This window comes from Maricaulis sp. ABE4_448, assembly GCF_056160825.1.
In genome coordinates this window covers 380,002-403,495 of sequence record NZ_JBSWXX010000002.1, presented here as the reverse complement: position 1 = coordinate 403,495, position 23,494 = coordinate 380,002, and the positions used below count along the sequence as shown (strand labels likewise).

Below are 23,494 nucleotides of genomic sequence, written 5' to 3'. Positions count from 1 at the left end.
GCGGGACATGGCGGTACATGGGTCACGCTGTGCTGTCAGGATTCGTGCAGGCGTGCGTCTGAGCCGCCGCGCGCCCCTACCCGTTCGACGGGTCAGGGTCCTGCGGGGCCTGGAAGACCTGGCCGGGATAGATCAGGTCGGGATCGCGGATCTGGCTGCGATTGGCCTCATAGATCACCGTGTACTGGATACCCTCGCCATAGAGACGGCGTGCCAGGCGCCACAGCGAATTGCCCGGCTGGACCACAACGGAATCCGGGCCCAGATTGAGCGCTTCCGGTGCCACGCGCTCGAAGGGCAGCACGATCACGGCCGAGACATTGCCGTCCGGTTCGACCTGGTCGATCTGGAGGTCATAAACGCCCGGAGCCAGGAGGGCCCCGGCCTGCATGTCCCAGCGGCCGTCGCGGCCGACCTGGGTCTCGCCGACCAGCGCGCCATTGGCGAAGATGCGGACAGTGGTGCCGGTCTCGGCCCGGCCGGAGAAGATCACGGCGCCGGTGGAATCATAGTCGACGGTTTCCAGTACCAGCGTGCCCATTTCCGCATCGAGGCAGGACGGGCATTGCCAGACGCGGCTGGCCTCGCCGGGACGCCCCACAACAACCAGCGGCGTCGGGCCGCGCTGTTCCGGAATGGACACGACGACGACCTGTTCGGACATCATTTCCCGCCCGTCCGGTGCCACCATGCGCAGCGACAGTTCGACCGCGCCGGAGGGCAGCGGTTCGTCAGGAATGATGACCCATTCGCCGCGTTCATTGATGGTCTGGATATCGGTACGCTCGCCGGCCTCGCCGGTGAACACCAGAGGTTCACCATCAGCCAGGAGCTGGATTGTTGCGCCGGGTTCGCCGCGGCCAGCCGTGACGGCAGAGCCGACCGGCGCCACGCGCACGATATCGAAGACGGGCGGCGCGATCATGGCGGCGGGTGCGGTGCTGCGGTCACTTCCGGCCTCACCGGACTGGACGGTTTCGGCAGGTTGTTGCGGCACGCCCTCGTCGGCAGCGGGCCGGTACATGATGAAGGCCATCGCGGCAGCGATCGCCAGGGCGGCGAGTACGGCGGCTATGATGAAAGACCGCGTTGCGGTCATGGCGGACCTCCTGTCATCGGCCGGCGGCTCTGAGCCGGCTTTCATGGTGTGCCGGCACGGGCATTCCGTCAGACTGCTTGCCCGGATGCAAGACCCGCGCCGCCGAAGCTGCGCGGGTCCCAAATCCCGGACTTGCAGTATGAGCGATGTTCGATGGCAAAAGTAAGGTCTGCTTGTGCATTTTGCCATTCACATCCGGCGCGATAGCCCTAATCCGGCTCGCCATGCGGGTCGAACACGTCCTCGATTGTCAGTTCGAAGGCGTGCGCCAGGGCAAAGGCGAGGGTCAGCGAAGGGTCGTGCTTGCCGGTTTCGACCGCATTGATCGCCTGGCGCGACACACCGACCCGCTCGCCCAGCTCGGCCTGGCTCCAGCGGCGCTCCGCCCGCAGCACGCGCAACCGGTTCCTCACCGGTTTTCCCGCCAGTAGACATAGCACTGGGCGAGGCCGAACGTGCCAGCCAGGGCCGGCAGCACCCAGATCAGGCTGATCTCGGGCACCTCGACCGCACCGGCCAGAAAGCCATAGCCGAAGCTGGCAAAGCCGACGATGCCAGCCGCCCACAGGATGGCCTCAGTCGCAACGCGCCGCTGGTATTCGTCCATCTCGCGGATGCGCACGATAAAGGCCCTGAGGGCATAGAAGGCCGGGATCATCGGTGTCAGCGAAGCGAGTCCCGCCGACCAGCCCGACAGTTCGCCATTATTGATCGCTGTGATCGAGCCGAACAGGACCAGCATGTAGGCGAGCATCGCAACGCCGAAATGAATGACATAGCGCCTGTTCGCGGACGGTTTCCTGTCACCCGGCATCATTCACCCTCCCCGTTACCGATCACTGCCGCCAAGCGTTCGGCGAACGCCTCCGGCTGGTCGAGCATGATGAAGTGACGCGATCCGTCGATCACATCGACCTCCACCGATTCCAGGCCAGCGTACTGGCTGGCATAAACACCGGCCAGCGCCTCCGCCCCCACCGGCGCACCCGGTGCCCAGGCGACCAGGACCGTCACATCGGCCGCCACATCGGCGAGCACGGGCGAGAAGTCGTTGCCCGCTACTTCCCCGAATGCCGTCGCGACGGTGGCCTGGTCGGAGGCTTCCATCCAGGCCATCACCTGCGCCTGGCCTTCGGCCGAGATCGACTGGATGGGCAGGCCCATGCGGGACTGGGCGAGATAGGTGTCGCGATCCATTGCCGCCATCTGGGCCGCGGTCGCCTGACCGAAGGCCGCGGCCTGATCGGCCGTGATGGCGGGATTGAACAGGCGGGCGAAGAAGGGCGCGCTGTCGACGACGACCACGTCGCCAACAGCATCCGGCCGGGCGGCGGCAAGTTGCAGCGCGATCTGGCCGCCCATCGAGTGTCCGACGATCACGGCGTCGGTCAGCCCCTCTTGATCGATCAGTGCGGCCAGGTCGGCAACCGCTGTCTCGATCACACCGGCAGAACGCTCGGCCGGAGCCGCACCGCCAAACCCGGCCAGGGTGACGACATGCATATCCGCCGTGTTTTCGAACTGCGCGACCGTGCCGTCCCACACCGCGCCCGGCGTCGCCAGGCCCGGAACCAGGATCACCGTACGCGCACCGCCCGTACCGGCCCGCTCGACCTGCAGCGTCTCCTGACCGCTGGCCTCGGCCGCCATCACGGCGGCCAGCGCGGTCACCGTGGCAATCAGGGCACCGACGGCCGGTGGCACGGGTTTGAACTTGAACATGGAAAGCTCCATCAGGTTGATATGACTTATTGTAATGCAAACCTGACATGCCGAAACGCGAATGTCAAGACAACCTGACTTAAAGACATAAACTCACGACTTCCAAGCAGGCACAAGGCTTCCCCTGCGCCAGCGGGGGAAGTGGCCGAGCCCGGCCAGTAGGCCGGGTGAGGTCGATGGGGGTGTGTCGGTTGCGCGCCAACGCGCTGTGCGGTGCTCTCGCACCGCCCCCTCAGTCCGCTGACGCGGACAGCTCCCCCGCAAGCGGGGCGAGCCCTTGGCGCAGCCTAGGCCGTTTCGCCCTGCAGGCGCTTGAGGACCGTGTCGCGGCCCAGCAGCGGCAGGAGGACGGCCATTTCCGGACCGCGCGGTTCGCCGGTCAGCATCAGGCGCAGCGGCATGAAGAGGTCCTTGCCCTTGCGGCCTGTCGCGGCCTTGAGCGCATTGGTCCACTCGCCCCAGCTCGCCTCGGTGAGTGTGCCCGCCGGCAGGTGTTCGGCCGCGGCGGCGGCATAGCCGGCATCCTCGATCACCGGCGTCACCGGTCCCTCGACCAGCCTCATCCAGGCCTTGGCATCGTTCAGGCGTTCCAGATTGGGGCGCACCGCATTCCAGAAGGCCTCGCCACCATCAGCGCCCAGCATGGCCAGGCGCGGCTGCGCCTCGGCATAGGGCATGGTGTGCAGCAGTTTGGCATTCACGCGCTTGAGCTCTTCGGGATCGAAACGCGCCGGCGAGCGCGACAGCTTGCCCAGGTCGAAGCCTTCCAGCAGACCGTCGACATCGGCGAAGGCGTCGACCGGATCCGACGTGCCGATCTTGGAGAGGAGCGACATGATCGCCATCGGCTCGATGCCCTCCTCGTCGCGCAGCTCGGCGATCCCCAGCGAACCGGTCCGCTTGGACAGCTTCCCGCCATCGGCACCCACCAGCAGCGCCTGGTGACCGAATTTCGGGGCCGCACCGCCCAGCGCCTCGAAGATCTCGATCTGGGCGCCGGAATTCGTGGTGTGGTCCTCGCCGCGGATGATGTGGGTGATCTCCGCCTCGATATCGTCGACCACGCTCGGCAGGGTGTAGAGATAGGATCCGTCCTCGCGGATCAGGATCGGGTCGGACAGCGACGAGGTCTCGATCGACACATGGCCGCGTACCATGTCGTCCCATTCCACCGGATTGCCGGACAGTTTGAAGCGCCAGTGCGGCTTGCGGCCCTCGGCTTCCAGCTTCGCGCGGTCGGCATCGGTCAGTTCCAGCGCAGCGCGGTCATAGACCGGCGGGCGTCCATTCGCCATTTGCAGGCGGCGCTTGCGCTCCAGCTCGTCACCGGTCTCGTAGCAGGGATAGAGCAGGCCCTTCGCCTTCAGCGTCTCCGCTGCCGCGCCATAGCGCTCGAAGCGCTCGGACTGCTTGAACGTGTCGTCCCAGGTGATGCCCAGCCAGGTCAGGTCGGTGCGGATGCCGTCCTCATAGGCCTGCGTCGAGCGTTCCGTATCCGTATCGTCGATACGCAGCAGGAAAGTCCCGCCCGCCTTTCGCGCGAACAGATAGTTGAAGATCGCGGTGCGGACATTGCCGACATGAAGCTTGCCGGTCGGGCTGGGCGCAAAACGGACTTTGGTCATCGGTGCAGGCCTTGGCTCGAAGATGAGCCGCAGGGCTTAGCGCCGCGCGCGCGCCGGGGCAAGCGGGGGTTCAGTACGGCTTGTCCATCAACCGCGCCCGAAGCCCTTCATCCGGCAGGGCGCACATGTCGCTTCGCCCGAAGAGGCGGTAGCGGTTGCGTGCGAGTTTGACATAGAGCCAGTCCTGAACGCCGCGGGGCAGAAGGCGCAGCGGCTGCAGCAGCCAACCCGGACCGCCCATGCGGCGCCCGGCACGGATGATGCCATCCAGCGAGATGTAGGCCTGCCCATCTTCCAGATAGAGCCAGCTTTCAGGATCTTCCGGATCCATGCCGTAGTGGGCGAGCAGCGCCTGCCCCAGCTCGGTCTGGAGGCGGCAGATGCGAAACTCGCCGCGGCGATCGAACCGGGCGATCAGCCGCGCGCCCGTCGAGCACACTGCACAATTCCCGTCCATCAACGTGACCGGACCGCTATCATCAAAATCAGGCACACGCGGATCGCTGCGGTAGGAGTAGCGCGATCTGTCGAGACCTTCGGCCATTGAACTCTCCCGTCACGGATGGATCAGCCTAACCCTTCCCCGCCACCAGCCGGTACACGCTCCCGCCGACCAGGCCGACACAGAAGACCAGGACCATGAGCGGGACGAATTCGGCGCCGTGCTGCAGGGGGAAGCCGAAAACCTGGACACAAAGAATGCCCGTGACACCGCCCAGCAGCGCGCTGGTATAGATTTTCTTCCAGCCCTGGCTGTGCATCAACCAGGCGAAGGCGAGTGTCGGCAGGGCCGTCAGCACGATCATGAACACGCCGATATAGAGCGTGCCGGGGATGATCGCCGCGGCGAACCCGGCGACCTCCTGCGCGCTCGGCACGCCCTCGGCCAGCCCCATCACACCGAAAGTCCCGAACATGGCCGCGCCGCTGGCAAGGCAGGCCGCCAGCCAGGCGCCGACCGGGCGTATCCAGGTATCGGCAAAACGACGTTCGGCATCGGCACGGATAATATCGCGCATGGCGACCTCCCTTGAGCACTCCCGTTTCGTTGATTTCTGTTTTGACAGAAATTTCGGAACAAAGGGATGGGACGGGGTGTCGCAGGGGCGAAGATCGCACCACCTCTCCCCGACCGGGGAGAGGTCCGAGCGCAGCGAGGGGTGAGGGGCGCGTCCGTCAGGACGCAATCAAAGGGCTTCCGTGGCCGCTGCGCGGCGCCCCTCATCCGGCCCTCCGGGCCGCCTTCTCCCCGGCCGGGGGGAGAAGGGGAGATGGTCCGCTCTTTTTCTTCCCCACACCGTGGGGAAGTGGGCCGATGCGCGGCATCGGGTCGAAGGGGTCGCGGCCGCAGGCCGTGAACGGCACTGGGCGTCACGATTCCGCCGCGCGCAGCGCGGCGGCCCCTCCTCTGCTTCGCGGGTCCCCCTCCCCATGAAATGGGGAGGAAAGCTAATCCCCCGACTTGAACCGGTTGGTGATGGGGTAGCGGCGGTCGCGGCCGAAATTCTTGGAGCCGATCTTTACGCCCGGCGGGGCCTGGCGGCGCTTGTATTCGGCGCGGTAGAGCAGGTTCTCGATACGGCGCACCGTCGCCTCGTCCTGGCCTTCAGCGACGAGGTCGCGCACAGAGCGCTCCTCCTCGACCAGAGCGAAGAGAATGCTGTCCAGCACATCATAGGGCGGCAGGCTGTCCTGGTCGGTCTGGTCTTCACGCAGCTCGGCCGAGGGCGGTTTGGTGATGATGCGTTCGGGAATGACCTGGCCGACAGGGCCGAGACCGGTCGCGCGCGGATGGGCATTGCGCCACCAGGCCAGCTCGAAGACTTCCGTCTTGTAGACGTCCTTGAGCGCGTTATAGCCGCCATTCATGTCGCCATAGAGCGTGGCATAGCCGACGGCCATTTCCGACTTGTTGCCGGTGGACAGCACCATCGGACCGAACTTGTTGGACAGCGCCATCAGCACGACACCGCGGGCGCGCGACTGGATGTTCTCCTCGGTCGTGTCGGGATCCTTGCCGGCAAACACTTCGGCCAGGGTCGATCCGAACGCTTCAATGGTCGGTTCGACATCGATGATGTCGTAGCGGATGCCCAGCATCTGCGCGCATTCGCGGGCATCCTCGAGGCTTTCCTGCGAGGTGTATTTCGACGGCATCATCACCGCCCACACCCGTTCCGGCCCCAGCGCATCGACGGCAATCGCCGCCGAGATCGCGCTGTCGATCCCGCCGGACATGCCCAGCACGACGCCGGGGAAACCCGCCTTGTCGACATAGTCGCGCAGGGCCAGCACCATCGCCTTCCAGTCGGCCTCAAGCCCGGACACCACCGGCGCCCGCGCCTCGCTGTCACAGGACCAGCCGGTTTCCGTGCGTTGCCAGACGGCGAGATCCATCGCTTCCTCGAACGCGGGCAAGCGCTGGACCATCTCACCGGCGCTGTCACGGGCAAAGCCGGCGCCGTCGAAGACCAGCTCGTCCTGACCGCCGACCTGGTTGACGAAGATCATCGCCTTGCGGCCCTGCCAGCGGTCGAACCAGACGGAAAAGGCGGTCTTGCGCTCGCGTTCGATCGTGCGGCGCCAGGGCGAGCCATTGATGACGATCATCATCTCGGCGCCCTGGTCGATCAGCGCCTGCGGCACGGTCTCGCGCCAGATATCCTCGCAGATCGGCAGGCCGAGGCGGATGCCGCGCCATTTGACGATCTCCGGCACCGGTCCGGGCTGGAAGACACGCATCTCGTCGAACACGGCGTAATTGGGCAGTTCATGCTTGAAGCGCAGGGCGACGAGATGGCCCTCATCGATCAATGCGACGGCATTGTGCAGCTTTCGGCCCTGGCGCCAGGGCAGGCCGACCAGCACGGCCGGACCGGACCTGGTGTCCTCGACCAGGCTGTCCAGCGCACGCTTGCAGGCCTCGACGGCCGCCGGCTTGAGCACCAGATCCTCGGGCGGATAGCCCAAAAGGAACATTTCGGGGAAGACGACAAGGTCGGCGCCACGGATGCGGCCGTCGGCAATCGCGGCACGCGCCTTGGCCAGATTGCCCGACACATCCCCGACCACGGGGTTGAGCTGGGCCGTCAGAATGGAAATCCGGTCCGTCATGAGGGCGACTTAGACCGCGCCGTGCCCCGCCGCAAGAGGCTCACGATCCGTAGACACGCGCCCCGTCGATCGCCCGGGCCGCATCCAGCGCGCGCAGGCCGGCAATGCCCGGCACCGCGACCGGCTCGCCATCCAGCACGGAGGCGATGAAGGCGTTGACATTGGCGCCCAGGGAATCGCGTGCAACCGGTGTATCGGCAAAATCGGCATTGAGTGCGTAGGGCGTGGAATTCTCGAACGTCTTGGCGACGAAATCGATCTCCAGCACGCCCGTCTCGTATTCCACCCGCATCTTGCGGTCGCGCTCGTGATGGACGCGGCTGGCTTCCAGCTCGGCGACACAGCCACTGTCGAACACCAGTTTCGCCTTGGCTGTATCCGGCGTGCCGAAACGGCCCTTGTCGACCTCGCCCTCGACGGATGTCACCGCCCCGCCCGCCAGCGCAATGGCCAGATCGAGATCGTGCACCATCAGGTCCAGCGTCACCGACACGTCGAGACAGCGCTCGGACGGCGGGCCCATGCGGCTGGCGACAATGCGTTTGGGACGGTCCGGCACCGCAAACAGACCCATCGCGTTGAACACGAAGCGTTCCTGGTGACCCACCTGCAGCACGCGGCCATGCGTGGCGGCCAGCTGGATCAGCTCACGCGCTTCCTCGACGCTGGACGCAATCGGCTTTTCGACCAGGACGTGACGGCCGTTTGCCAGCGCTGCCGCTGCAGCCTCGAAATGGTGAACCGCCGGCGAGGCGACTGTAATGGCGTCGCAATCGGCGATCAGGCGGGCCAGATTGTCATAGGCCTTCGCATCATGCTTCTGGGCCAGCGCCCGTGCCCGCTCGATATCGGGCTCGTAGATGCCGACCAGATCGGCCCGCTCATGCGCCGCATATTTCGAGGCGTGAAAACCGCCGAACACGCCTGCACCGACAACACCGGCCCGCAGGCGCTTGTTTTCCGAAACCATGATACGTCCTTGTCCGTCTGCCGGGCTGAATACCCCGCCCGCCCCCGCGATCAAGCCGCTCCTGCATCAAGAGGTGTTTCCGCGCATTGCAGCGCACCGGCGCCATACCGGGACGTCGAACCGGCTTGCACGTGCATCGAAGCGCACTACCATGCCGGACGAGGGGAGGATGCAGACTTGGATACCGAGGAAAAACCCAGGGCGACGGCGAAGCCGAACGACATTCTCGACTCCGTGTCGATTGCCGCCTTCGATCTGGATGGCCGCATCTTCCGCACCCTCTGGCATTCGCTGATCCGGACGCCGGATGTCGCGCTGGCCGGCGCGAAAGGCGATTTCAGCGAGTATCTCTCGCCGATCCGCGTCTTCGTCGCCTTGTTCTCCTTCCAGTTTGTTGTCGCCTCGCTGTTCGGCACGCCGCTCGCAGGCTCGCTGGACCAGCTCACGGTGAGTCTTGAGCCGGAGGCGGTCGAGGCCTGGCTTGCGACCGGCCTCAATTCCGACGGCGAGGTGCCGACAGCAAGAGAGGTCAACCAGACGATCGAGAGCTGGGGCGCCATTCTCCTGTGGCCGATCACCATCATCACCTCCCTGCCCTATCTCTTGCTGCTCAAACTCTACCGGCCCGGCGTGCCGCTGTGGGGACATCTGCAATTCTACCTCGCCGCAACGAATGCCTCCTTTGTCGTAATGATCGCGACCATTCCGCTGATGCTTCTGGGGCTTGGCTGGTTCTTCCTGGGAATGGTCCTCGCCATGATCGTCTATTTTTTCTGCACCGGCCGCATCATCGTCCGGTTCTACAGCCATAGTGCGGGCGGCACGGCTCTGCGCCTGCTGGGCCTGTTACTGATCCTGCCGGTCACCCTCCTGATGACAGGGATCGGCCAGATCCTCGGCACCGCCTTCACGCTCGACATGAATTTCGATCTCAGCCTGATCCGGCTCTACGCGCCGGATCTCCAATAACCCTCCCCCAACCCTGAAAAAGGAGAGACCGCCATGAAGTCTCGCGAAATCCACCTTCTGGAATATCTCAAGGGCGACCCGAAGCCGGAGAACTACACGCTCGTTGAAGCCGACGTTCCGGCTCCGGGCGAAGGCGAAGTGACGGTGAAAAACCACTACATCTCGGTCGACCCCTATATGCGCGGCCGGATGAGCGGAATCCGCACCTATGTCGACCCGTTCGAAACCGGCAAGGTCATGCAGGGGGGCGCTGTCGGCGAAGTGGTCGAGAGCAAGTTTGAGGGCCTCAAACCCGGCGATTTCGTCAACTCCATGTTCGGCTGGCGCGAAGCCTATACCGCACCGGGCAAAGTCCTGCAGAAGATCGACACCTCCATCCTGCCGCCGCAGGCCTATCTGGGCATTGCCGGTCTGACAGGCCTGACCGCCTATGTCGGTATCAAGCGGATCATCGACCTGCAGGAAGGCGAGACGATGTGGATGTCCGCCGGTGCGGGCGCTGTCGGCTCGGCCGGTATCCAGTTTGCCAAGGCGATGGGCGCCACGGTGATCGCCACGGCCGGCGGCCGGGAGAAGTGCGACTTCGTGAAATCGATCGGCGCCGACGCCGTGGTCGACTACAAGGCGACCGACAATCTCACCGCCGCCATCCAGGACGCCGCCCCCAAGGGCATTGACGGCTATTTCGAGAATGTCGGCGGCACGCATTTCACCGCCGCGCTCAACACGCTGAAACCCAAGGGGCGCATCGCCGCCTGCGGCATGATCCAGCGTTATAACGACGCCCAGCCGGCGACGATCACCGACAATCTCACCTTCATCGTCGGCAAGTCGCTGAAGATCCAGGGCTTCATTGTCACCGATCACGCCGACATGATGGACGGTTTCGTGCGCGACCTGTCGGCCTGGATGGCCGCCGGCAAGATCAAGCCGGCCGAGACGATCATCGAGGGCATCGAGAACGCGCCGGACGCCTTCATGGGCCTCTTCTCCGGCCGCAATACCGGCAAGATGCTGGTCAAGATCTGATGAGCGGCGTCCCCCGCGGCAAACGGCAAGGGCCGGTCCTTCGGGGCCGGCCTTTTTCGGTTTTGCCGGCCTAGCGCCGCATCAGGCGGCCCAGCGTCCAGCCGGCCGCGCAGGCCGCGATAACCGGCGACCAAGTCTCTCCCGCACCCGCGAAAAAAGCGAGCAGATAAGCGGCCAGACCTGCTGCAAGTGCGAACGGCAGCAGGCGAATCGGGCGATTCGTCGTGGTTCCGTTAGAAGTTGGTTCACCCTGATACATGCTGAGAAATGTACGCAAAGCAGGGGCCGAAGGCGAGAAATGGGACTTGTCCCAAGGAAATTGCAGTGAATCCGGCCCGATTCACCTGTTATGGCTTGCAAAGACGCCCGGTTCTCGGCCTTGATGAGGCGTCCACGAACACGCGGCACACCGGCCGGACACGATGACCGTGTCTGCCGGCGCCGCGACTAAACGGGGGGAACCCTATGAACAAGTCTGATCTCGCCAAAGCCGTCAGCGACAAGACCGGCCTGTCCCGCGCTCAAGCGGGCGATGCGGTTGACGCCGCGATCGAAGCCGTCATCGCTTCGGTCAAGGACAATGACAGCGTCCAGCTCGCCGGCTTCGGCACCTTCTATGCCAAGCACCGCGAAGCGCGCGAAGTCCGCAATCCGCGCACTGGCGAAAAAATGATGTCCAAGGCTCGCACCCAGGCGGCTTTCCGTCCGGCTGCTGCCCTGAAGGACATCTAATCAGTCCAACGGGTTCTGATTACACGAACGCCGCCCGGAGCCATCCGGGCGGCGTTTTTCTTTGGGCGGAGGAGCCCATCAGGAGCGAGGAGCTGGCCTACCCTGCTTCCCTGAACACCGTCATCCCACGGTCGGTGCGCAGCAGCGATCCGGGGGACCTCAGCCATCCTGCCGACAGGTGAGCGCAGGTCCCCCGGATGCCCTGCGGGCACCGTGGGATGACGGAGGGGTGAGAGGCGGGAAGACAAAAAAGGCGGAGCCCGGAGGCCCCGCCTGTGTTCGTTTCGCTGTCAGCGCGCCTGTCAGGCTGCAGCAGCGGAATTGTTGCGCCGCACGCGCTTGAGCGATTCCGAGATGCGGAAGGCCATGTCGAGCGCCTGGTCGGCATTGAGGCGCGGGTCGCACTGGGTGTGGTAGCGTGCCGCCAGATCGGCCTCGGTGACCGGTTTTGCACCGCCGGTGCATTCGGTCACATCGCGGCCGGTCATCTCGAAATGCACACCGCCCGGATAGGCGCCCTCGGCGTAAAGCACGTCCATGAAGCCTTCCAGCTCGGTCAGGATGCGGTCGAAATTCCGCGTCTTGTAACCGCTGGACGCCTTGACGGTATTGCCGTGCATCGGATCGGACGACCAGACCACCTTGCGGCCCGCCTCGGTCACCGCCCGCGCCAGCGCCGGCAGATTATTGCCGACATTGTCGGCCCCCATCCGCACGATCAGCACCAGGCGGCCGGCCTCATTGTCCGGATTGATGGTGTCGATCAGCGGCAGGAGCTCGTCCGCCGTCATGGTGGGACCGCACTTCACGCCGACCGGATTGGCGATACCGCGGGCATATTCCAGATGCGCCCCGTCGAGCTGGCGGGTGCGCTCGCCGACCCAGATCATGTGGGCGGAGGTGGCATACCACTGCCCGGTATTCGGATCGCGGCGCGTCAGCGCCTCCTCGAAGGGCAGGTGCAGGGCTTCGTGGCTGGTGAAGAAGTCGACGGCTTCCAGCGACGGGGCAGAGTCCCGGCCGATACCGCAGGCCTTCATGAAGTCCAGCGCCTCGGAGATGCGCGCCGCGGTTTCCGCATAGCGTTCCGCCGCCGGGCTGTCCTTGACGAAATCCTGGGTCCACTGGTGGACATTGTGCAGGTCAGCATAACCGCCGGACGCAAAGGCGCGCAGCAGGTTGAGCGTCGAGGCCGACTGATCATAGGCGCGGATCAGGCGTTTCGGGTCCGGCTCGCGGGCCTCGGGCGTGAAGTCCACACCATTGACGCTGTCGCCGCGATAGCTGGGCAGGGTGACCCCGTCGATCGTTTCGGTGTCGGAGGAGCGCGGCTTGGCAAACTGCCCCGCCATACGGCCGACCTTCACCACCGGTTTGGAGGCGGCGAAGGTGAGCACCACCGCCATCTGCAGCAGGACGCGGAAGGTGTCGCGCACGCCTTCGGTGGAGAATTCGGTGAAGCTTTCCGCGCAATCGCCGCCCTGCAGGAGGAAGGCATTGCCGGCCGACACATCGGCCAGCTGGCGCCGCAGCTTGCGGGCCTCGCCGGCAAAGACGAGCGCGGGACGGGCGGAGAGCTCGTCAATCGCGCCGGCCAGGGCGGCTTCATCCTTGTAGGTCGGCATTTGCTTGACGGGAAAGTCCCGCCAGGATTTCGGAGACCAGGTCATATCACTCAGCTGCTTTCAACTCGGGCGGTGTCCACTTCTCCTTCATGGTCACCAGTTCTTCGGCACTCGTCGGATGCACCGCACAGGCGGCATCGAATTGCGTCTTGGTCAGCTTCGCCTTCACGGCGATACCGGCCAGCTGGATCATCTCTGGCGCATCCGGCCCGACAATATGCACGCCCAACACCCGGTCTGTCTCCCCGTCGACAACAAGTTTCATCATCATGCGGGACGCGTCATTGGAGAAGGACGCTTTCATCGGGCGGAAGGAGGTCTTGTAAATATCGACCTTGTCGAAGCTTTTCCGGGCCAGCGCCTCGGACAGACCGACCGATCCGACCGGCGGTTGGGTGAACACCGCCGAGGCGATATCCTCGTGATCATAGGCCAGCGGCTGGCCGCCAAACACGGTCTGGGCGAAGGCCGCGCCCTCGCGGATCGCCACCGGCGTCAGATTGACCCGGTTGGTCACATCGCCCACGGCATGGATATTGTCGGCCGTGGTCTTCGAATACGCATCCACCTTGATGGCGCCCGCCTCGTCGAGTTCGACCCCGGCCTTGTCCAGGCCCAGATCGGCGACATGGGGGGTGCGGCCGATGGCATACATCACGATGTCGGTATCGATATGCTGGCCATTGTCGAGGTGCACCCGTTTGCGGCCATCCTCGAGCTGTTCGATCTTTTCGAAGACGGTGTGGGTGATCACCCGCACGCCGGACCGCACCAATTCCTCGTGCACGCTGGCGCGGATATCGTCGTCAAACCCGCGCAGCACGGTTTCGCCGCGATAGACCTGGCAGACCTCTGACCCCAGCCCGGCGAAGATCTGGGCGAACTCGCAGGCGATATAACCGCCGCCGGCGATCACGACATGTTTGGGCAGTTCTTCCAGATGGAAAGCCTCGTTCGAGGTGATGCCCAGCTCGGCGCCCTCGATATCCGGCACGAAGGGCGTACCGCCGACCGCGATCAGGATCTTGTCGGCGGTGACCGTGCGGTCCGACTTCACCAGGCGGATCGTGTGCGCGTCTTCCAGCACAGCCCGGTCCTCGATCGTGTCGACGCCGGAATTGTTGAGATTGCGCTCATAGATGCCCGACAGGCGGTCGATCTCATTGTCCTTGGCGGCGATCAGCTTTTGCCAGCTGAATTCGGTCTCGCCGACCGTCCAGCCATAGCCCTCGGCCAGTTTGAACGTCTTGGAAAACTCGCTGGCATAGACCAGGAGTTTCTTGGGCACACAGCCGCGGATCACGCAGGTGCCGCCGAACCGGTATTCCTCGGCGATCGCCACCTTGCCGGCGCCATGCTGCTTGGCCATCCGCGCCGCACGCACACCGCCGGACCCGGCACCGATGACAAAAAGATCGTAGTCGTAATTGCTCATGGGTCAGCGCCCTTGTCTTGCTGTCCATCCGGGGCGCTGTGCCCCGATCTGTTGTGTCTGCGGCCATCTGTTCGACGACCGATAACGCCTGTCATCCCGGACGCATGCCCGGCCTTGAGCCGGGCGTAGATCCGGGACCCATATTCCCGGTGTGAAACCAGCTTCCGCCAAAGCCGAGCCTGCTTTCGGCCAGCATCGATGCGTATGGGTCCCGGCTCTGCGCCCCGCTTTCGCGGGGCATTCGGCCGGGATGACAACACATCAATGGATGACCTAGAGCTCCATCACCCGTGCTTCATTGTCCTCGCCGACGATCACCACCCGCGCAAGGCCCAGGAAGAGACCGTGTTCGACCACGCCCGGGATTTCCTTGAGATACCGGTCGGCCAGAGCCGCGTCGGGAATGGCGCTGCAGGCGCAATCGAGAATGTAGTGACCGCCATCCGTGATCAAAGGGGCCAGACCGTCCCCCTTGCGGCGCAATTGCACATCCGGCGCCGCCACACCGGCCTTCTTCAGCGCGTCATAGATCTGCTTCGCGGTCAGCGAGAAGCCGAAGGGATCGACCTCGACCGGCAAGGCGAACTTGCCCAGCGTGTCGACCAGCTTGCTCTCGTCGACCATGACCACCATCAGGTCGGAGGCATGGGCGATGATTTTCTCGCGCAGCAGGCAGGCGCCGCCGCCCTTGATCAGCTGGAAACGGCCATCGACCTCGTCGGCCCCGTCAATGGTGACAGCGAGATGATCGACATGATCGACCTCGATCAGCGGCACACCGTTCTCGCGGGCGACCTCGGCGGTGCGCTGTGACGTCGGCACACCGCGCACATCGAGACCGTCCTTGATGCGCTCGCCCAGCAGGCGCAGGAAAATCTCCGCCGTCGAGCCGGAACCGAGCCCCAGCGTCATGCCGGTTTCGACATAGCCCAGCGCCGCCGCTGCGGCGTGGGCCTTCTGGCGTTCTGCGCCCATCAGCCAACCCCGCCGAGCAGCACGTATTTGAGCTCGGTGAACTCTTCCACGCCCCACTTGCCACCTTCACGGCCGATGCCGCTTTCCTTCACACCGCCGAACGGGGTGGAGGCGGCGCCGACCATCGGCGCATTGACGCCGATCATGCCGTATTCGATGCCTTCGGTGAGCCGGTGCACGCGGTTGACGTCCTGGGTATAGATATAGGCCGCCAGCCCGTAGGGCGTATCATTGGCGAGCTTGATGATGTCGGCCTCGCGCTCGACGCGGTAGACCGAGGCAACCGGGCCGAAGATCTCGTTGCAGGCGACATCCATTTTCGGGTCGCCGCCATCAATCAGGGTCGGCGCATAGAAAGCCCCGCCCAGCTCATCATCCAGACGCTTGCCGCCGGTGACGATGCGGGCGCCGGCTTCGCGGGCCTGCTGCACCAGTTTGTCGACGCGGGTCACGGCTTCCATGTGCACGAGCGGGCCCAGATCGCTGTCCTCGGCGAAACCGTCACCGGCCTTCAGCTTGGACACGCGCGCGTCCAGCGCCGCGACGAGTTTGTCGGCAATCGCCGGCTGGGCGATGATCCGGTTGGCCGAGACGCAGGTCTGGCCGGAGACGCGGAATTTCGAGGCGATCACGCCATCGGCGGCCTTCTCGATGTCGGCATCGTCCATGACGATGAAGGGCGCATTGCCGCCCAGCTCCAGGGCGACGCGCTTCACGCCGTCGGCGGCTTGGCGCATCAGCAGCTTGCCCACCTGGGTAGAGCCGGTGAAGCCGATCATGCGCACCTCCGGCGAACCGGTCAGCACCGGGCCGATCTTCTGGGCATCGCCGCACACCACATTGAACACGCCATCGGGAATGCCGGCACGCTTGGCCAGCTCGGCCAGGGCGAGCGCGGAGAGCGGCGTTTCCGGGGCCGGCTTGATCACCATGGTGCAGCCGGCCGCCAGGGCAGGCGCACACTTGCGGGTGATCATGGCGTTGGGGAAATTCCACGGCGTGATACAGCCGACCACGCCGATGGGCTGGCGGATCGTCCAGCCGCGCGAGCCCGGGAAGGGCGTGGCGAGCGTTTCACCATGGATGCGCTTGGCCTCTTCGGCCGACCATTCGATGAAGCCGGCGCCATACACCACCTCGCCCATTGCCTCGCGGTAGGTCTTGCCCATTTCCAGCGTGATCAGCTTGGCCAGGTCGGACTGGTTGGCGAGGATGAGGTCGTGCCATTTCATCAGCAGTTTGGCGCGCTCGAAGGGCGAGACCTTTTTCCAGGTCTCGAAGGCTTCCGCGGCCTTGGCGACGGCCTGGCGGGCACCGGCCTCGCCGACATCGCCAACGGTCGCGATAACCTGGTTATTGGCCGGATTGGTGACCTCGAAACTGGACGCACCAGCCACCCACTCACCGCCGATAAAGCTCTCGCTGCGGAAGAGGCTCTTGTCCGTCAGGCGGTCCGAGACGGTTTCGGGGCGGTCGGTTACGGTCATCACAGGCTCTCCTTCTTGGCCTTGCGGGCTTGCTTGGCGGCGCGGAAACGGGCCGCCCACCCGGATTTGGTGGTCATCGGCGTGCGCGCAAGGGCCAGCGCATCCGCCTCCACATTCTCGGTCACGATGGTCCCGGTGCCCGTGAAGGCGCCGGCACCGACGGTGACAGGCGCCACCAGGCAGGTATTGGAGCCGATAAAGGCGCCCTCACCCACCACGGTGCGGTGCTTGTCGTATCCGTCGTAATTACAGGTGATCGTGCCCGCTCCGATATTGGCGTTCGCGCCGATGCTCGCATCCCCGATATAGGTGAGATGCGAGACCTTGGCGCCCTCGCCCAGCTGCGACTTTTTCACTTCCACGAAATTGCCGACCTTGGCACCGGCCCCCAGCTCGGCCCCCGGGCGCAGGCGGGCATAGGGACCGACACTGGCGCCCTGCGCCACGCTGGCGCCTTCCAGATGTGAGAAGGCGTGGATGACGGCGTCCTCGCCGATCGTCACACCCGGACCGAACACGACATTCGGTTCGACGATCACATCGCGGGCAATCTGCGTGTCGTGGGAGAAGAAGACCGTCTCCGGCGCCACCAGCGTCACCCCGTCCGCCATGGCTTGTTTGCGCATGCGCGCCTGGAAGGCGGCCTCGGCCTCGGCGAGGTCGCCGCGCGAATTCACGCCCAGCACTTCACCCGCTTCGGCCTTCACCACGACGGCTTTCAGACCGCGCCCGCGGGCCAGGCCCACAACGTCGGTAAGATAATATTCGCCATTGGCATTGTCATTGCCGACCTCGGCCAGGAGTTCCAGCAACAGCGGCGCCGGAGCGGCCAGCACGCCGGAATTGACCAGGCGCACGGCGCGTTCGGCCTCGCTGGCATCCTTGTATTCGACGATGCGGTCGAGATTGCCCTCGTCATCCGTGATCAGGCGTCCATAGGCAGCCGGATCCTCCGGCTCGAAGCCCAGCACCGCCACCGAGGCACCGCCTTCCAGCGCCGCGAAGACCTTCGCCACCGTGTCCGGCGTGATCAGCGGTGTGTCGGCATAGAGCACGATCGCTGCGCCCTCGACATCCGCCAGCACCTCGCGCGCGGCGAGCACGGCGTGACCGGTCCCCTTGGGCGGGTCCTGCAGCGCGGTCTGCGTGCCCAGCGCCTCGGCGGCGGCCTGTACGGCCGGCGAGTGCGCGCCATAGACGGTGACGATCCGGTCCGCCCCGCTCTTGCGGGCCAGATCCACCGACCAGTCCAGCATCGGCCGTCCGCCGACGCTGTGCAGCACTTTCACCGTCTTGGATTTCATCCGCGTGCCCTGACCGGCAGCGAGAATGATGGCGGCACGGGAATGAGACATGGATCATCCTGTCGCGAGAATCTGCACCTGTGTCTGTCAGGCGCTATAGCCTATCGAGCCCAGGCACGTAACCATGCTTGCGAGCCTGTGAGGGGCAGAAGGATGCAGATCATGCTGGAGACAGGCCAGGCCGCCCTGTTCGACAATGCCGCCATTGCCTTCGACCTCGACGGCACGCTGGTCGATACGGCACCCGATCTGGTGCGCGCCCTCAATGCCGTGATCGTGCCGCGCGGCCTGCCGGCCGTGCCGCTGGCGGATGTGCGGGCCATGGTCGGCCGCGGCGCGCGCGTGCTGCTGGAACGCGCGCATGCGCGCAGCGGCGCCGCGATGCCGGATGGCGACGCGCTGGTCGCGGAATTCATCGAGATCTACAAGGCCGATGTCGCCGCCGAGAGCCGGGCCTTTCCCGGCGTCGAGGAGACGCTGGCCTGGCTGAAGGATGCCGGAGCGCGCCTGTCGGTGTGCACCAACAAACCCTCCGTCCTGTCAGACCTTCTGATCGCGGAACTGGGGCTGGCGGACTATTTCGAGCGGATTGTCGGGCCGGAGCGCACCGCGGCGAAGAAGCCGGATGCGGCGCATCTGCGCGATTCGCTCGGAGAGGGGTACGCGCGGGCGGCGCTGATCGGCGACAGCGCGCCCGATGTCGGCTCGGCCCGGGCGGCGGGCCTGCCCGTCATCGTGATGAGCTATGGCTATAGCGAAAACCCGGCCGGCTCGCTGGGAGCCGACCGGGTCCTTCATGCATTTGGCGATGTACCGCGGGCGCTGGCCGAGATCTGGCAGCGCGCCAGCTGATTACGCCGTGCGACGCTCGCGGCCGGTATCATTGGCCGGACGGGTCGGCATGCCGTTGACGAGGTTGGACCGGACGTCGGTACGCGCGGAGCGCATGGCCGGCATAAAGCCCGCATCGACGAGGTCGACACTTACATCATAGCCGCGCTCGGCCCAGTAGGCTTCAATTCGCGCTTTGAGACGGCGAGCGCCTTCGGGCGTGCACAGATCGTTGCTCATTAACAAAACCTCCTAGTCGACCGAAGCTTCCCTCGGCCGGGAAATGTGTCCAATCGAGTGATTGACAGGACGGGCCGCAGTGGCCCCGAACCCAGCTTGGGGCAGGCTGATATATGGGCCGGGCGCATATGACGAGACCATGACGGTGTGGCAAGTTGTCGCACCTTTGGCGTATCCGATCTGCACTTCAACTTCCACATGTAGTTGACCGGCGCCAAGAGCCTGCTTATACGGCGCCCTCCGACTATGGATCGGGCGATTAGCTCAGCGGGAGAGCACCTCGTTCACACCGAGGGGGTCACTGGTTCAATCCCAGTATCGCCCACCACCCTTCGCCCTGCGGGCTTCGGGTGGCAAGCCGCCCGCAGCGCGCCCCCCGGGGCGAAGCGGTGTCCTCCGGAGCCTTGGCGAAGGCAGACTGTCGGCGACACACGCAATCTCCTTCGGCCATCGGCTCCCCTCCCCCTGCGTCACCCCACCGCACCGATTTCCTGCGGCAATAACTTGCGAAACATTCGCAAGAATGGCAGGGATGCAGAGACTGCAAGGAAAACGGGTGACTCATGAAATATGCCAAGCTCCTGGCCGCCGGCGCGCTCAGCGTCCTCGCCGCTGCCTGCTCCCAGCCTGACACCCCTGCCGATGCCGGCAGCGAGCAGGCCGACACGCCGCGCGTGGTCAATGTCTACAGCGCGCGCCACTATCGCAGCGATGCGGCGATCTATGCGGCCTTCACCGAGCAGACCGGCATCGAGATCAACCTGATCGAGGCCAATGGCGACCAGCTGATCGAGCGCGTGCGCGCCGACGGTCCGCGCAGCCCGGCCGATGTCATCATCACGGTCGACGCCGCCCGCCTGCACCGCGCCGAGGAAGCCGGCCTGTTCGCGCAGAGCGATTTCGCCGAATTCACGCCGGAGGTCGCGGACAATCTGATCGACCCGGACGGCTACTGGATCGCCATCGCCAAGCGCGCCCGCGTGCTGGCCTATTCCAACCAGCGCGTCCAGCCGGACGAGGTCACCACCTATGAGGACCTCGCCGATCCGCGCTGGGAAGGCCGGATCTGTGTGCGCGAGAGCGGCAATGCCTATAACCAGTCCCTGCTCGCCTCCATGGTCGCGCGCCTGGGCGAGGAAGAGGCCGCGGCCTGGGCCGCCGGCATCGTCGCCAACATGGCCCGCCCGCCCCAGGGCGGCGACATCACGCAGATCATCGGCGTGGCCGCCGGCGATTGCGACATCGCGATCACGAATCACTACTACTACCTGCTGATGCAGAATTCCGGCGAGGCCGCCAATCGCGCCGCCGCCGAGGCCGTCACCCTGTTCTTCCCGAACCAGGAGACCTCCGGCGCCCATGTGAATATTTCCGGGGCCGGCATCGCCGTGAACGCGCCGCATCCGGACGAGGCCCGCGAGCTGATCGCCTTCTTCCTGTCGGACGAGGCCCAGCGCATGTTCGCCGAGATGACCAATGAAATCCCGGTCGTCGAGGGCGTTGAGTGGGAAAATGAGCGCCTGGACGCCGTGATGCCCTTCACCGCGGACAGCCGCAATGTCTCCGAACTGGGCGACCACAACGCCACCGCCCAGCGCATCTTCGACCGCGTCGGCTGGCAGTGACGCCAGCCAGGCAGGGCGGCCGGCTGCCGGATCGCGCGACGGCTCTCGCGATCCTGGCAGCCCTGGTCTGTGCAGCGCCGGTGTTTGCCGTCGCCTGGATCGCCGTGACCGGTGAGACGGGCGACTATCTCGCCCATCTCGCGCGCACGCGCCTGCCTGTCTATCTGGTCAACTCCGCCCTCGTCGCGCTGATCGCAGCCGGCGGCGCGGGGCTGATCGGCACGGTGCTGGGCTGGCTGGTCGCGCGGACCGAGTTTCCCGGCCGCGCCCTGTTCAGCTGGGTGCTGATCCTGCCGCTGGCCGTGCCGGCCTATGTCGCGGCCTATGCCTGGCTCGATCTCAGCCAGGCCGGCGGACCGCTGCACGCAGCCACCGCCGGCCTCTTCCCCACGGTGCGCGGCGCCTGGGGGGCGGGGCTGATGTTTGCCCTCGTGCTCTACCCCTATGTCTACCTTCTGGCGCGCGACACGTTCACCGGCCAGTCCGCCGACGCCTACAACGCCGCGCGCACGCTGGGCGCGGGACCGTTCAGCGCCTTTGCCCGCACCTCGCTGCCGATGGCACGGCCGGCCCTCGCCGCCGGGCTCGCCCTGGTGATCATGGAAAGCCTGGCGGATTATGGCACCGTCTCCTATCTCGGCGCGCCGACGCTCTCGATCGGGCTGGTGCGCGCCTGGAGCGGGGCGGGATCGCTGGTCGATGCGGCCCGCCTCTCCCTCATCCTCGTCGCCGTCGCGCTGATCGTGTTCGGCCTGGAACGCGCCCAGCGCAGCCGCGCGCGCTCGCACGCCGCCTCGGGACGCCACCGTCCGGCGCCGCGCTTCCATCTCTCGCGGACCCAGGGCCTCGCCGCGGCCCTGGCCTGCCTCATCCCGCTCGCTTTGGGCCTGGTCATCCCGCTCGCCCGGCTGGGCTGGCTGGCGCTCAACGAGCTGCCGGCACCGGGCCTGCCCGCCGCCGCCTGGCACAGCCTCACCCTCGCCGCGACCAGCGCCGTCCTCGCCGCGGGCCTGGGCCTGTCGACCGCCTATGCGCTGCGCGGACGCACCCCGCTGGCCATCGCCTCGGCGCGCGCCGCGGGGCTGGGCTATGCCGTGCCCGGCGCCGTCGCGGCAGTCGGCGTGATCGCCATCCTCTCGGGCACCCAGGCGCTGATCGACCCGGCCTGGCAGTCCTTCACCGGCGAGGTCTTCCCCGTCCTGCTGACCGGCGGCGCCGCAGCCCTGATCTTCGCCTATCTCTCGCGCTTTGCCGCTGCCGCGATCGGACCGTCCGAAGCCGCCCTCGCCCGCGTCACGCCGGCGCTGGACGGGGCCGCGCGCACGCTGGGCGCCACGCGGGGCGAGACCGTGCGCCGCGTCCACTGGCCGCTGATCGCCGCGGGCATCACCTCGGCCGGCCTCCTGGTCTTTGTCGAAGTGCTCAAGGAATTGCCGGCGACGATGATCCTGCGCCCCTTCAATTACGACACGCTCGCCATCATCGCCCACAATTACGCCAGCGACGAACGCCTGGGCGAGGCGGCACTGCCCTCGCTCCTGATTCCGCTGGTCGCCCTGCTTCCCATGATCTTCGTCGCCCGCTACCTCTCCCGGGCACGCTCTTCTTCGGGCCAGGTCTAGGCGGGACGGCATGACGGATACGCACACGCGCAGGGGATTGAGCATACGCGGCGCCCAGCGCCGCTATGTGAAGGAGACGGCCGCCCTGGCCGGCGCCGATCTCGATCTCGAGCCGGGCCGCATCACCGCCCTTCTCGGCCCCTCGGGCAGCGGCAAGTCCACCCTGCTGCGCGCCATTGCCGGACTGGAACGCCTCGATGGCGGCGAGATCCGCCTGGGCGACACGCTGTGGGCCGGGCCCGGCCGCCACCTCGCCCCGGAACGCCGCCGCGTCGGCATGGTATTCCAGGACTATGCCCTCTTCCCGCATCTCGACGCCCTGGCCAATGTCGCCTTCGGCCTCAAAGGGCCCGACGCCAAATCCATCGCCATGGCCCAGCTGGAGGCCGCCGAACTGGGACACAAGGCGAAAGCCTTCCCGCACGAGCTCTCCGGCGGCGAGCAGCAGCGCGTCGCCCTGGCCCGCGCCCTCGCCCCCGCGCCCGCCATCGTCCTCCTGGACGAGCCCTTCTCCGGCCTCGACCGCCGCCTGCGCCAGGAATTGCGCGAGCGCACCGTCGACACGCTGCGCGAAGCCGGCGCCACCGCCCTCATGGTCACACACGATGCCGACGAGGCCATGGCCGTCGCCGACGCCCTCGCCCTGATGGACCAGGGCCGCGTCATCCAGACCGGCACGCCGGAACATGTCTGGACCCATCCGCACAGCGTCACCGCCGCCCGCCTTCTGGGCGATATCGAAGTGATCGAGGCCTTCATAAAGGCCGGCGCCGCCGAAACCCCGCTGGGCCAGATCGCCACGCCGGACTTCAAAAACGGCTGCACCGTCTACGTTCTGGTGAGACCCCAGGCCATCCGCCTCACGATGGCGGCTGACGGCCCCTTCACCGTGACCCGCCGCCGCTCCGCCGGCACACACCTCGCCTTCACGATCGAGAACGCCGAAGGGCAAAGCTTCACGACGCACACACCCGTGCCGTCCACGCTGGCTGTGGGGGACAAGGTGGGCGTGACGCTGGACGAGGCGTTTGTGACTGTGGTGGGGGCTTGAGGGGGGAGCGCCCCAAAGTGCGTATTAGCCGAGCGAAAA

The 23,494-nt window shown here is 66.0% G+C and carries 22 protein-coding genes and 1 tRNA gene; 8 read left to right on the top strand and 15 right to left on the bottom strand.

Going from position 1 to position 23,494, the window contains the following annotated elements:
* Window positions 1-76 precede the first annotated feature (76 nt).
* The 9 genes from ACXAJV_RS08380 to ACXAJV_RS08340 all read right to left on the bottom strand — a co-directional run bounded on the left by ACXAJV_RS08380 (window position 77) and on the right by ACXAJV_RS08340 (window position 8,530).
* The gene (locus ACXAJV_RS08380) at window positions 77-1,099 is read right to left on the bottom strand and encodes a LysM peptidoglycan-binding domain-containing protein (protein WP_475084152.1); all 1,023 of its coding nucleotides are present in this window, start codon (window positions 1,097-1,099) and stop codon (window positions 77-79) included.
* Window positions 1,100-1,308: 209 nt separating this feature from the next.
* Window positions 1,309-1,512, bottom strand: a complete 204-nt coding sequence (locus tag ACXAJV_RS08375) for a helix-turn-helix transcriptional regulator (protein ID WP_291887988.1) — start codon at window positions 1,510-1,512, stop codon at window positions 1,309-1,311.
* Window positions 1,509-1,916 (bottom strand): hypothetical protein, encoded by a 408-nt coding sequence (locus ACXAJV_RS08370; RefSeq protein WP_475084150.1) that lies wholly within the window; start codon window positions 1,914-1,916, stop codon window positions 1,509-1,511. Before ACXAJV_RS08370 ends, ACXAJV_RS08375 begins: the two co-directional genes overlap by 4 nt.
* Window positions 1,913-2,821 (bottom strand): alpha/beta fold hydrolase, encoded by a 909-nt coding sequence (locus tag ACXAJV_RS08365; protein ID WP_475084147.1) that lies wholly within the window; start codon window positions 2,819-2,821, stop codon window positions 1,913-1,915. The genes ACXAJV_RS08370 and ACXAJV_RS08365 overlap by 4 nt, the downstream gene beginning before the upstream one ends.
* A gap of 287 nt (window positions 2,822-3,108) precedes the next feature.
* The gene (gene gltX, locus ACXAJV_RS08360) at window positions 3,109-4,446 is read right to left on the bottom strand and encodes a glutamate--tRNA ligase (RefSeq protein WP_475084145.1); all 1,338 of its coding nucleotides are present in this window, start codon (window positions 4,444-4,446) and stop codon (window positions 3,109-3,111) included.
* A gap of 70 nt (window positions 4,447-4,516) precedes the next feature.
* Window positions 4,517-4,990, bottom strand: coding sequence for a thiol-disulfide oxidoreductase DCC family protein (locus tag ACXAJV_RS08355; protein ID WP_475084143.1), 474 nt, complete (start codon window positions 4,988-4,990; stop codon window positions 4,517-4,519).
* A gap of 28 nt (window positions 4,991-5,018) precedes the next feature.
* On the bottom strand, window positions 5,019-5,465 hold the full coding sequence (locus ACXAJV_RS08350) for a hypothetical protein (RefSeq protein WP_475084141.1): 447 nt from the start codon (window positions 5,463-5,465) through the stop codon (window positions 5,019-5,021).
* 430 nt (window positions 5,466-5,895) lie between these two features.
* Window positions 5,896-7,560 (bottom strand): NAD+ synthase, encoded by a 1,665-nt coding sequence (locus ACXAJV_RS08345; RefSeq protein ID WP_475084139.1) that lies wholly within the window; start codon window positions 7,558-7,560, stop codon window positions 5,896-5,898.
* 40 nt (window positions 7,561-7,600) lie between these two features.
* The gene (locus ACXAJV_RS08340; protein WP_475084136.1) at window positions 7,601-8,530 is read right to left on the bottom strand and encodes a Gfo/Idh/MocA family protein; all 930 of its coding nucleotides are present in this window, start codon (window positions 8,528-8,530) and stop codon (window positions 7,601-7,603) included.
* A gap of 177 nt (window positions 8,531-8,707) precedes the next feature.
* Between ACXAJV_RS08340 and ACXAJV_RS08335 the strand changes: the two genes are divergently transcribed.
* The 3 genes from ACXAJV_RS08335 to ACXAJV_RS08325 all read left to right on the top strand — a co-directional run bounded on the left by ACXAJV_RS08335 (window position 8,708) and on the right by ACXAJV_RS08325 (window position 11,260).
* Window positions 8,708-9,499 carry a hypothetical protein gene (locus ACXAJV_RS08335; protein ID WP_475084134.1) on the top strand — a complete coding sequence of 264 codons (792 nt, stop codon included), beginning with the start codon at window positions 8,708-8,710 and terminating at the stop codon, window positions 9,497-9,499.
* 33 nt (window positions 9,500-9,532) lie between these two features.
* Window positions 9,533-10,528, top strand: coding sequence for an NADP-dependent oxidoreductase (locus tag ACXAJV_RS08330; RefSeq protein ID WP_475084131.1), 996 nt, complete (start codon window positions 9,533-9,535; stop codon window positions 10,526-10,528).
* Between the two features lie 465 nt (window positions 10,529-10,993).
* Window positions 10,994-11,260 carry an HU family DNA-binding protein gene (locus ACXAJV_RS08325; protein ID WP_475084129.1) on the top strand — a complete coding sequence of 89 codons (267 nt, stop codon included), beginning with the start codon at window positions 10,994-10,996 and terminating at the stop codon, window positions 11,258-11,260.
* Between the two features lie 302 nt (window positions 11,261-11,562).
* Here the strand turns inward: ACXAJV_RS08325 and ACXAJV_RS08320 are convergent, their stop codons facing one another.
* From ACXAJV_RS08320 to glmU, 5 genes are all read right to left on the bottom strand, one after another.
* Complete coding sequence (locus ACXAJV_RS08320) at window positions 11,563-12,930, bottom strand: class II 3-deoxy-7-phosphoheptulonate synthase (protein ID WP_475084127.1); 1,368 nt, start codon at window positions 12,928-12,930, stop codon at window positions 11,563-11,565.
* A 1-nt stretch (window position 12,931) separates the two neighbouring features.
* Entirely contained in the window at window positions 12,932-14,320 is a 1,389-nt protein-coding gene (gor, locus tag ACXAJV_RS08315; protein ID WP_475084124.1) for a glutathione-disulfide reductase, read from the bottom strand.
* Window positions 14,321-14,593: 273 nt separating this feature from the next.
* Entirely contained in the window at window positions 14,594-15,295 is a 702-nt protein-coding gene (gene rpiA, locus ACXAJV_RS08310; protein WP_475084122.1) for a ribose-5-phosphate isomerase RpiA, read from the bottom strand.
* On the bottom strand, window positions 15,295-16,782 hold the full coding sequence (locus ACXAJV_RS08305; protein ID WP_475084120.1) for an NAD-dependent succinate-semialdehyde dehydrogenase: 1,488 nt from the start codon (window positions 16,780-16,782) through the stop codon (window positions 15,295-15,297). Before ACXAJV_RS08305 ends, rpiA begins: the two co-directional genes overlap by 1 nt.
* Window positions 16,782-18,137 (bottom strand): bifunctional UDP-N-acetylglucosamine diphosphorylase/glucosamine-1-phosphate N-acetyltransferase GlmU, encoded by a 1,356-nt coding sequence (gene glmU / locus ACXAJV_RS08300; protein WP_475084118.1) that lies wholly within the window; start codon window positions 18,135-18,137, stop codon window positions 16,782-16,784. The genes ACXAJV_RS08305 and glmU overlap by 1 nt, the downstream gene beginning before the upstream one ends.
* A 111-nt stretch (window positions 18,138-18,248) precedes the next feature.
* On the opposite strand from glmU, the gene ACXAJV_RS08295 reads away from it, so the two are divergent.
* Complete coding sequence (locus tag ACXAJV_RS08295) at window positions 18,249-18,938, top strand: HAD hydrolase-like protein (protein ID WP_475084116.1); 690 nt, start codon at window positions 18,249-18,251, stop codon at window positions 18,936-18,938.
* On the opposite strand, the gene ACXAJV_RS08290 is transcribed toward ACXAJV_RS08295, so the two are convergent.
* The gene (locus tag ACXAJV_RS08290) at window positions 18,939-19,157 is read right to left on the bottom strand and encodes a phosphoglycolate phosphatase (RefSeq protein ID WP_138513255.1); all 219 of its coding nucleotides are present in this window, start codon (window positions 19,155-19,157) and stop codon (window positions 18,939-18,941) included.
* Window positions 19,158-19,410: 253 nt separating this feature from the next.
* Between ACXAJV_RS08290 and ACXAJV_RS08285 the strand changes: the two genes are divergently transcribed.
* The 4 genes from ACXAJV_RS08285 to ACXAJV_RS08270 all read left to right on the top strand — a co-directional run bounded on the left by ACXAJV_RS08285 (window position 19,411) and on the right by ACXAJV_RS08270 (window position 23,455).
* Window positions 19,411-19,485 (top strand) — tRNA-Val (locus ACXAJV_RS08285).
* A gap of 235 nt (window positions 19,486-19,720) precedes the next feature.
* Window positions 19,721-20,782, top strand: coding sequence for an extracellular solute-binding protein (locus tag ACXAJV_RS08280; RefSeq protein WP_475084113.1), 1,062 nt, complete (start codon window positions 19,721-19,723; stop codon window positions 20,780-20,782).
* Window positions 20,779-22,404 (top strand): ABC transporter permease, encoded by a 1,626-nt coding sequence (locus ACXAJV_RS08275; protein WP_475084111.1) that lies wholly within the window; start codon window positions 20,779-20,781, stop codon window positions 22,402-22,404. The genes ACXAJV_RS08280 and ACXAJV_RS08275 overlap by 4 nt, the downstream gene beginning before the upstream one ends.
* Before the next feature lie 10 nt (window positions 22,405-22,414).
* Window positions 22,415-23,455, top strand: a complete 1,041-nt coding sequence (locus tag ACXAJV_RS08270) for an ABC transporter ATP-binding protein (RefSeq protein ID WP_475084108.1) — start codon at window positions 22,415-22,417, stop codon at window positions 23,453-23,455.
* The last annotated feature ends 39 nt before the right edge of the window (window positions 23,456-23,494 follow it).

Bases quoted from the DNA above. Each gene is read 5' to 3' on its own strand.
- ACXAJV_RS08325 (WP_475084129.1), top strand. From the start codon at position 10,994: ATGAACAAGTCTGATCTCGCCAAAGCCGTCAGCGACAAGACCGGCCTG.
- ACXAJV_RS08365 (WP_475084147.1), bottom strand. From the start codon at position 2,821: ATGTTCAAGTTCAAACCCGTGCCACCGGCCGTCGGTGCCCTGATTGCC.
- ACXAJV_RS08280 (WP_475084113.1), top strand. From the start codon at position 19,721: ATGAAATATGCCAAGCTCCTGGCCGCCGGCGCGCTCAGCGTCCTCGCC.
- ACXAJV_RS08320 (WP_475084127.1), bottom strand. From the start codon at position 12,930: ATGACCTGGTCTCCGAAATCCTGGCGGGACTTTCCCGTCAAGCAAATG.
- ACXAJV_RS08355 (WP_475084143.1), bottom strand. From the start codon at position 4,990: ATGGCCGAAGGTCTCGACAGATCGCGCTACTCCTACCGCAGCGATCCG.
- ACXAJV_RS08340 (WP_475084136.1), bottom strand. From the start codon at position 8,530: ATGGTTTCGGAAAACAAGCGCCTGCGGGCCGGTGTTGTCGGTGCAGGC.
- ACXAJV_RS08380 (WP_475084152.1), bottom strand. From the start codon at position 1,099: ATGACCGCAACGCGGTCTTTCATCATAGCCGCCGTACTCGCCGCCCTG.
- rpiA (WP_475084122.1), bottom strand. From the start codon at position 15,295: ATGGGCGCAGAACGCCAGAAGGCCCACGCCGCAGCGGCGGCGCTGGGC.
- ACXAJV_RS08270 (WP_475084108.1), top strand. From the start codon at position 22,415: ATGACGGATACGCACACGCGCAGGGGATTGAGCATACGCGGCGCCCAG.
- ACXAJV_RS08370 (WP_475084150.1), bottom strand. From the start codon at position 1,916: ATGATGCCGGGTGACAGGAAACCGTCCGCGAACAGGCGCTATGTCATT.
- gor (WP_475084124.1), bottom strand. From the start codon at position 14,320: ATGAGCAATTACGACTACGATCTTTTTGTCATCGGTGCCGGGTCCGGC.
- ACXAJV_RS08290 (WP_138513255.1), bottom strand. From the start codon at position 19,157: ATGAGCAACGATCTGTGCACGCCCGAAGGCGCTCGCCGTCTCAAAGCG.
- ACXAJV_RS08350 (WP_475084141.1), bottom strand. From the start codon at position 5,465: ATGCGCGATATTATCCGTGCCGATGCCGAACGTCGTTTTGCCGATACC.
- ACXAJV_RS08305 (WP_475084120.1), bottom strand. From the start codon at position 16,782: ATGACCGTAACCGACCGCCCCGAAACCGTCTCGGACCGCCTGACGGAC.
- gltX (WP_475084145.1), bottom strand. From the start codon at position 4,446: ATGACCAAAGTCCGTTTTGCGCCCAGCCCGACCGGCAAGCTTCATGTC.
- ACXAJV_RS08330 (WP_475084131.1), top strand. From the start codon at position 9,533: ATGAAGTCTCGCGAAATCCACCTTCTGGAATATCTCAAGGGCGACCCG.
- ACXAJV_RS08345 (WP_475084139.1), bottom strand. From the start codon at position 7,560: ATGACGGACCGGATTTCCATTCTGACGGCCCAGCTCAACCCCGTGGTC.
- ACXAJV_RS08295 (WP_475084116.1), top strand. From the start codon at position 18,249: ATGCTGGAGACAGGCCAGGCCGCCCTGTTCGACAATGCCGCCATTGCC.
- glmU (WP_475084118.1), bottom strand. From the start codon at position 18,137: ATGTCTCATTCCCGTGCCGCCATCATTCTCGCTGCCGGTCAGGGCACG.